Raw genomic sequence first — 7,966 nt, 5'->3', positions numbered from 1 at the left:
GAGCAGGAGCTGTTCCTGCGGGCGATCCGCGAGGATCTCGACCTGACCGATTCGATGCAGGCGGCGATCGACAGCCTGCGCATCGTGCTGGCGGCGGATGAAAGCTTCCGCACCGGCGAAGTCGTCAAGCTCGCCTGACCGAACCAAGTCACCCGGACCGAAACGAGAGGAGACGCGGCATGGCCGCCGCAGAGCACGGGCCGGCTGGCCCCCGCCCCCAGGACACGGCTCGCGGCGATGCGCCCGGCGTGGTCATCGTCATGGGCGTGTCCGGTTCGGGCAAGAGCACGATCGGCAAGCAGCTGGCCCGCCGCATGGGCGGCATCTTCGCCGACGCCGACAGCTTCCACCCGCCGGCGAACATCGAGAAGATGAAGGCCGGGCATCCGCTGACCGACGATGACCGCTGGCCCTGGCTCGACGCCATGGCGGCGCAGATCACGGACTGGCTGGCGGATGGCCAGCCGGCGGTGCTCGCCTGTTCCGCCCTCAAGCGGGTCTATCGCGACCGCCTGGTCGCCGGCCGCACGCAGGTTGCCTTCCTGTACCTGTCGGGGTCGGAGGCGGTGATCGCCACGCGCCTGGCCAACCGCCGCGGCCATTTCATGCCGCCCTCGCTGCTGCACAGCCAGTTCGAGACGCTGGAGGCGCCGGGGGCGGGCGAACGGGTGGTGACGGTCGACATCCGCCACCCGCCGCGCCGGATCATCGACATCGCCGCCCGCCGCTTCGGGCTGCCGCCACAGCCGCCCAAGCCGCCGGCGGCTTGAGCTAGCCCGCCTGGGTCAGGGGTACCACCGCCGGCGCCAGCCTCTGCCGCAGCGAATCCTCGAAATGGTCGACCGCCCGGTCCAGCCGGCCGAGATGCGGTGCCCGCACCACGCTGACGGCGAAGTCGGACCGGAAGCCCGGCACGTCGATGCGGCGCAGTTCGTCGCGCGCGGTGTAGCGGCGCGACGGCAGCACACCCAGGCCGAAGCCGCTGCGGATCAGCGCCTGCTGCATCGCCACGTCATGGACCTCGGCCGAGATCTTCAGCGCCAGCCCTTCCCGGGCGAAGATCGCCTCCAGAATGGTGCGGACGTCGCAGGAATCATCGGGGCTGACCACCCAGTCGCAGGCGGCGAGGTCGGCCAGCGACGGCCGCCGTGGCAGGGTCAGGCTGCGGGCGCCGACCACCACCAGCTGCTCCTGCCCCACGACACGGCCGGGGTAGGGGGCGGCGTGCTTCTGCATCATCACGATCGCCGCATCCAGCCGGCCGCGGTCCAAATCGGCCAGCAGCGTCGCCGCCTGGCCGCCGATCAGCCGCAGCGACAGCTGGGGATAGCGCTGGCACAGGTCGCGCATCAGCGCGGCGAAATCGGCCTCGGCGAAGGCGTGCAGCACGCCGACGCCCAGACGCAGAGTCCCTTCCGGCTCGGCGCCGTTGCCGGCGCTGGTCTTCAGATCCTCCATCGCCGCCAGGATGGCGCGGCAGCGGTCGAGCGCGGCGAGCCCGGCCGGGGTCAGCCGCGGCGGCTTCACCCGCCGGTCCAGCAGGGTGACGCCCAGATGCTGCTCAAGCCGCTGGATCTGCCGGGTGACGGCCGGCTGGGTCAGCGGCAGCCGCTCCGCCACGCGCTGGATCGACCCGGTCTCGGCCAGCAGCACGAAGGCGCGCATCTCGTCCAACATCATGCCGATCCGTCATGAAATTTCTGAAAACAATGAATTTGAAGATTAGCCTGCTGCGGGCGATCTCTCCAGCACCAACAATCCTGGAGACATCCCATGAAGGCGTTCGTGATCGAAGAGGGTGCGGGCCTCGACCGGCTGCGGCTGGTCGAACAGGCGGTGCCGGAGCCGCGGCGCGGCGAAGTGGTGCTGCGGATGCGGGCCGCGTCGCTGAACTACCGCGATCTCGAAATCGCGCACGGCACCTACCACGCTCGCTTCGACCTGCCGATGGTGCCGCTGTCGGACGGCGTCGGCGAGGTGGTGGCGGTCGGTGAGGGGGTGACCCGCGTCGCGGTCGGCAACCGGGTGGCCTCGACCTTCTGGCAGGGCTGGATCGGCGGCGATTTCGACGCGGCCGAGCGGGCGGTGCCGCTGGGCGGGCCGGGCCCCGGCGTGCTGGCGGAATATGTCCGGCTCGACGCCGAGGGCGTGACCCGGGTGCCGGACCATCTGACCGACGCCGAGGCGGCGACGCTGCCCTGCGCCGCCCTGACCGCCTGGACCTCGCTGGTCACCGAAGGCCGGCTGAAGCCCGGCGACACGGTGCTGGTGCAGGGCACCGGCGGCGTCGCGATCTTCGCGCTGCAATTCGTGGTCGCGGCCGGCGCCCGGGCCATCGTCACCTCGTCCAGCGACGCCAAGCTGGAGCAGGCCCGGGCGCTGGGCGCCACTGGCACGGTGAACTACCGCACCACGCCGGACTGGCATCTCGCGGTCCGCGACCTGACCGGCGGCCGCGGCGTCGACCATGTCCTCGAGATCGGCGGCCCCGGCACCTTCGCCCGGTCGCTGCAGGCGATCCGCACCGGCGGCCAGATCAACGTCATCGGCTATCTCGGCGGCAAGGCGGCGGAGATCAATCCGATCGAGATCCTGTTCCGCCGCGCCCGAATCCGCGGCATCCCGGTCGGGTCGCGCGAGAGCTTCGAGGCGATGAACCGCGCGATCGCCGCAGGCGGGCTGCGGCCGGTGATCGACCGCAGCTTCGCCTGGACCGAGGCGCGCGCGGCGCTGTCCCACCTGGAATCCGGGCAGCATTTCGGCAAGATCGTCCTGACCTTCTGACCAGCGAATCGCAGCCGAGCGATAATTGTCACAATTCAAGGGGTTGGCAGCCGCGCCTAAGCGACTACTCTCAGGGGAAGCCATCCCGTTTCCTGGAGAGACAGCCCGCCGATGCCGCGGTCCTGCCACCCTTTTTTGCTGCGTTTCGCCGCCCTGGCTCTGGGCCTCGCCACGGCGACACCCGCCCTGGCCTGGCCCGATCCGGGTCCCGGCGCCGTTACCGGCCAGCGCGACGCCACCACCGGCGCCGGCACGGTCGGGGCGGCGCTGCAGTCACAGATGCCGGGCTTCGTCGCCCGCACCGGCGTCACCTTCGACATCCCGGCCAACGGAAATCCCGGCTTCGCCGCGCGCTGGGGCGACCCGGACCGGGCCTGGCGCAGTGCCGGCGGCAAGGCCGAGGCCAGCGTCTCCTTCCTCGCCCTGCCCTGGTTCGTACCGTTCTGGCGGTCGGTGCGGTTCGAGGCCAGCTTCGACCCGCTGGCCGCCGCTGGCGCCGGCCAGGTCGGCGCCGTGTTCTCGCGCTCCTGGTCGCTGATCGGCCTGACCGCGTCCTCCGAGGACCGCTACATGCTGATCCGCGACGGGATGCTGGGGGCCCAGGCGCCGGTGACGCGGTGGGAGGTCGGGCGCAACACCCGCCTGGAATTGCCCTGGCACAGCACCGCGCTGCTGTTCGGCGGCCAGGTCTCCAGCGACGACCGGCTGCCGGTCGGCAGCATCGGCGCCGAACAGACGCTGTTCGGGCCGCTGAAGATCAGCGCCTCGCTGATCGATCTCGGCCGCGAACAGGTCGGTGGCAAGATCACCGCCGGCTTCACGCTGAGCTGGTAAGGCGCGTTTCCACGGCAGATGACGACCGGTCTTGCGCGGCGCGGGCAAAGCTGGGAGAGTGTGGTCTAGACCACTCAACACCACGCTCAACCACGAACGGGCCGAATGGGAACCGAGACCGCGTCGCGCCGCTTCAGGGGCCTCGACACCTGGGAGGATGCGGAGATCCTCGATGCTCTGCTCGAATCCCAGCTCGCCGCCGTGGCGGCAGTGCGGCCGGCCCTGCCGGCGCTGGCGGCCGCTGCGGCCGATGCGGCGCCCCGGCTGCGGCGCGGCGGGCGCCTGGTCTATGCCGGCGCCGGCGCCTCCGGCCGGATCGCGGCGCAGGACGGGTCGGAGCTGTTTCCGACCTTCGGCCACCCGCATGACCGGCTGGAATACCTTATCGCCGGCGGCACCGGGGCACTGACCCGGTCGGTCGAGAATGCCGAGGACGATGCCGATGCCGGCCGGGCCGAGGCCGCGGCGCTGGGCCTCGGCGCCGACGATGTCGTCATCGGCGTCGCCGCCAGCGGCGGCACCCCCTACACCCGCGCCGTGCTGCAGGAAGCGGCCCGTGCCGGCGCCCTGACCATCGCCGTCGCCTCCAACCCCGGCGCGCCGATCTTCGGCGATGCCGCGCATGCGATCCGGGCGGCGACGGGGGAGGAGCCGATCGCCGGCTCCACCCGGCTGAAGGCCGGCACGGCGCAGAAGGTCATCCTCAACCTGTTCTCGACCCTGGTGATGACCCGGCTGGGCCATGTCTATGACGGGCTGATGGTCGACATGCAGCCGACCAATGCCAAGCTGAACGACCGGTCGGTGCGTATGCTGCGCGCCGTGGTGCCGGTCGACGAGGCGGCGGCGCGGGCCGCACTGGAGGCGGCAGGCCAGAACGTCAAGCTGGCCGCCCTGGTGGCGCTGGGCGACAGCGCGGAAGAGGGGCGCCGGCGCCTGGCCGGCACCGATGGCGACCTGCGCCGCGCGATCGCGGCGATCCAACGACAATAGCGGGATATGGGGCAGGCGGGGATGCCCGCCGCCCGTATGCACGGCGAAACGCCGAACAGAGGAGGCAGGTTCATATGTCTTATTCATTCCTTCGCGGTGCGTTCCTGGCCGGGGCGGCGCTCGTCGCCCTCGCGGGCCAGGCGGTGGCGGCCGACGTCACGCTGACGATCGAAAGCTGGCGCAATGACGATTTGAAGACTTGGCAGGACACCATTATCCCGGCCTTCGAGAAGACCCATCCGGGCATCAAGGTCGTGTTCTCGCCCTCGACCCCGACCGAATACAATGCGGCGCTGAACGCCAAGCTGGACGGCGGCACCGCCGGCGACCTGATCACCTGCCGGCCGTTCGATGCCTCGCTGGCCCTGTTCCAGAAGGGCTACCTGGCCCCGGTCACCGACCTGAAGGGCATGGACACCTTCTCCGGCGTGGCCAAGGCTGCCTGGGTCACCGATGACGGCAAGACGCTGTTCTGCGTGCCGATGGCTTCGGTCATCCACGGCTTCCTCTACAACAAGTCGATCTTCGAATCCGAAGGCCTGACCCCGCCGAAGACCGAGGCCGAGTTCTTCGCCCTGCTTGACAAGATCAAGGCCAAGGGCGAGGTCGCGCCGCTCGACATCGGCACCAAGGACCAGTGGGAAGCGGCGACGATGGGCTTCCAGGCCATCGGCCCGAACTACTGGAAGGGTGAGGAAGGCCGCAAGGCGCTGATCGCCGGCACCCAGAAGTTCACCGACAAGCCCTATGTCGACACCTTCGCCGAGCTGGCGAAGTGGACGCCGTACCTGCCGGACGGCTACCAGGCCCAGGCCTATCCGGACAGCCAGAACCTGTTCACCCTCGGCCGCGCCGCGATCTATCCTGCCGGTTCCTGGGACATCGCCGCCTTCAACGCCCAGGCCGATTTCAAGATGGGCGCCTTCCCGCCGCCGGTCGAGAAGGCCGGTGACAAGTGCTACATCAGCGATCATCCGGACATCGCGCTCGGCATGAACGCCAAGACCAAGAATCCGGAAGCCACCAAGGCGTTCCTGGAATGGGTCGCGTCGGCCGAATTCGCCGACATCTACTCCAACGCGCTGCCGGGCTTCTACTCGCTGTCCAACCATGACGTCATGGTCAAGGACCCGGTGGCGGCGGAATTCGTCGGCTGGCGCAAGACCTGCGAATCCTCGATCCGCAACTCGTACCAGATCCTGTCGCGCGGCACGCCGAACCTGGAGAACGAGCTGTGGAACGTCTCGGCCCAGGTGCTGAACGGCACGCTGACGGCGCAGCAGGCGGCCGACCAGATCCAGAAGGGTCTCGACTCCTGGTACAAGCCGGCCAAGTAGGCTGACCTTCGGCACGGGTCGTGCTCCGGTTCCGGCCGGGCACGGCCCGCTGCCCATTCCTGCTGATTGCCCTTTCCCATAGATTGTCGCCATGGCCAGCACCCAGACCATCGTCATTCCCCGCGCCCAGATCGCGGGCCGCCGGGGCCGTTTCCCCTGGCACATCGCCGTGTTCCTGGCGCCCGCGACGCTGATCTACACCGTGTTCATGGTGTACCCGCTGCTCGACAGCATCCGCCTCAGCCTCTACGTGCAGGACGAGGCCGGGGTGCGGCACTTCGCGGGGCTAGCCAATTACGTGGGGCTGTTCTTCGACCCGCAATGGGCCGACCGGTTCTGGAACGCGCTGCTCAACAACGTCCTGTTCTTCGCGGTCCACATGCTGGTGCAGAACCCGATCGCGATCGGGCTGGCGGCCCTGCTGTCGCTGCCGCGGCTGCGCTTTACCAACACGTACCGGACACTGATGTTCACCCCGACGCTGCTGTCGGTGGTGATCATCGGCTTCATCTGGAAGCTGATCCTGTCGCCGACCTGGGGCGTCGCCAAGTCGATGCTGGGCACCGTGGGCCTGAGCTCGCTGTTCGCCCCCTGGCTGGGGCAGGAGCACAGCGCGCTGTTTACCCTGGCGCTGGTGTCGGTCTGGCAGTGGGTCGGCATGCCGCTGCTGCTGACCTATGCCGCGCTCTTGAATATCCCCGAAAGCCTGACCGAGGCGGCGCGGGTCGACGGTGCCGGGCAGATGACGATCTTCTGGCGCATCAAGCTGCCGCTGATCTGGCCGACCATCGGCATGGTCTCGATCCTGACCTTCGTCGGCAACTTCAACGCCTTCGACCTGATCTACGTCGCCCAGGGCGCGCTGGCCGGGCCGAATTTCTCGACCGACATCCTCGGCACCTTCTTCTACCGTGTCTTCTTCGGCTTCCAGTTGCAGCTGGGCGACCCGACCATGGGCGCCGCGGTGGCAACGGTGATGTTCGGGATCATCCTGGCGGGCGTGATGACCTACTTCTACATCGTCCAGCGCCGCCTGCAGCGTTACGAGCTCTGATCATGGCCGCGAACCGCTCTTCCCCCGCTTCGGCTGCCACGATCCACGTGATCCTGGCCGCCTACACCATCATCGCGCTGTTCCCGATCGTGCTGGTGCTGTTCAACGCCTTCAAGTCGCGCAAGGCGATCTTCAGCCAGCCGCTGATGCCGCCGACCGCGGACAGTTTCAGCCTGATCGGCTTCGACACGGTGCTGACCCGGTCGAATTTCGGCCTGTATTTCGGCAACAGCCTGACCGTGACGCTGGTGACGCTGTTCCTGGTGGTGTTCCTCGGCGCGATGGCGGCCTGGGCATTGTCGGAGTACAGCTTCCGGGGCAGTGCCGCTCTGGCGGTCTACCTCGCCATCGGCATCATGATCCCGATCCGGCTCGGCACCGTCTCGATCCTGCAGCTGGTGGTGTGGCTCGGCCTGAACGACACGATCTGGTCGCTGGTCCTGGTCTACACCGCCATGGGCCTGCCGCTGTCGATCTTCATCCTGTCGGAATTCATGCGGCAGATCCCGTCCGAGCTGAAGGATTCCGCGCGCTGCGACGGCGTCGGCGAATACCGCATCTTCTACCGCATCATCCTGCCGCTGGTGCGGCCGGCGCTGGCCACGGTTGCCGTCTTCACCATGGTGCCGATCTGGAACGACCTGTGGTTCCCGCTGATCCTGGCGCCGAGCGAGAACGCCCGGACCATCACGCTGGGCGTGCAGCAATTCGTCGGCCAGTACGTCACCGACTGGAACGCGGTGCTGGCCTCGCTGACGCTGGCCATCATCCCGGTCCTGGTCCTCTACGCCTTCTTCTCGCGCCAGCTGATCTCCGGCCTGACCTCGGGGGCGGTGAAGGGGTAGGCTGCGGGCCGACTCCGGTCGGGGATGCGCGCATGGAATTCCGGTATGAGGAGTGGCAAGACGGAGGATGGCTGGCATCCGACGCGCTGGGCCATCTGGCGGTGATGACCATGGGGGGC

8 protein-coding genes are annotated in these 7,966 nt (G+C 68.8%); 7 read left to right on the top strand and 1 reads right to left on the bottom strand.

The window, feature by feature from the left end; all coding sequences use genetic code 11:
- Positions 1 to 179 precede the first annotated feature (179 nt).
- Entirely contained in the window at positions 180 to 770 is a 591-nt protein-coding gene (locus tag AC3XYG_RS30980; protein ID WP_489143735.1) for a gluconokinase, read from the top strand.
- A 1-nt stretch (position 771) separates the two neighbouring features.
- On the opposite strand, the gene AC3XYG_RS30975 is transcribed toward AC3XYG_RS30980, so the two are convergent.
- Positions 772 to 1,680, bottom strand: coding sequence for a LysR family transcriptional regulator (locus AC3XYG_RS30975; protein WP_489143734.1), 909 nt, complete (start codon positions 1,678 to 1,680; stop codon positions 772 to 774).
- A gap of 93 nt (positions 1,681 to 1,773) precedes the next feature.
- Between AC3XYG_RS30975 and AC3XYG_RS30970 the strand changes: the two genes are divergently transcribed.
- The 6 genes from AC3XYG_RS30970 (at position 1,774) to AC3XYG_RS30945 (ending at position 7,847) form a co-directional block, all read left to right on the top strand.
- A complete protein-coding gene (locus tag AC3XYG_RS30970; RefSeq protein WP_489143733.1) occupies positions 1,774 to 2,784 on the top strand; it encodes a zinc-dependent alcohol dehydrogenase family protein in 1,011 nt (336 codons plus the stop codon).
- Positions 2,785 to 2,919: 135 nt separating this feature from the next.
- On the top strand, positions 2,920 to 3,618 hold the full coding sequence (locus AC3XYG_RS30965) for a hypothetical protein (RefSeq protein WP_489143732.1): 699 nt from the start codon (positions 2,920 to 2,922) through the stop codon (positions 3,616 to 3,618).
- Positions 3,619 to 3,723: 105 nt separating this feature from the next.
- Positions 3,724 to 4,611, top strand: coding sequence for an N-acetylmuramic acid 6-phosphate etherase (locus AC3XYG_RS30960; protein WP_489143731.1), 888 nt, complete (start codon positions 3,724 to 3,726; stop codon positions 4,609 to 4,611).
- Between the two features lie 74 nt (positions 4,612 to 4,685).
- On the top strand, positions 4,686 to 5,948 hold the full coding sequence (locus AC3XYG_RS30955; protein WP_489143730.1) for an ABC transporter substrate-binding protein: 1,263 nt from the start codon (positions 4,686 to 4,688) through the stop codon (positions 5,946 to 5,948).
- Positions 5,949 to 6,039: 91 nt separating this feature from the next.
- Positions 6,040 to 7,002, top strand: coding sequence for a carbohydrate ABC transporter permease (locus AC3XYG_RS30950; RefSeq protein ID WP_489143729.1), 963 nt, complete (start codon positions 6,040 to 6,042; stop codon positions 7,000 to 7,002).
- Positions 7,003 to 7,004: 2 nt separating this feature from the next.
- The gene (locus tag AC3XYG_RS30945; RefSeq protein ID WP_489143728.1) at positions 7,005 to 7,847 is read left to right on the top strand and encodes a carbohydrate ABC transporter permease; all 843 of its coding nucleotides are present in this window, start codon (positions 7,005 to 7,007) and stop codon (positions 7,845 to 7,847) included.
- The last annotated feature ends 119 nt before the right edge of the window (positions 7,848 to 7,966 follow it).

The organism is Inquilinus sp. (assembly GCF_057815775.1).
This window is presented reverse-complemented; position numbering and strand designations above follow the sequence as displayed.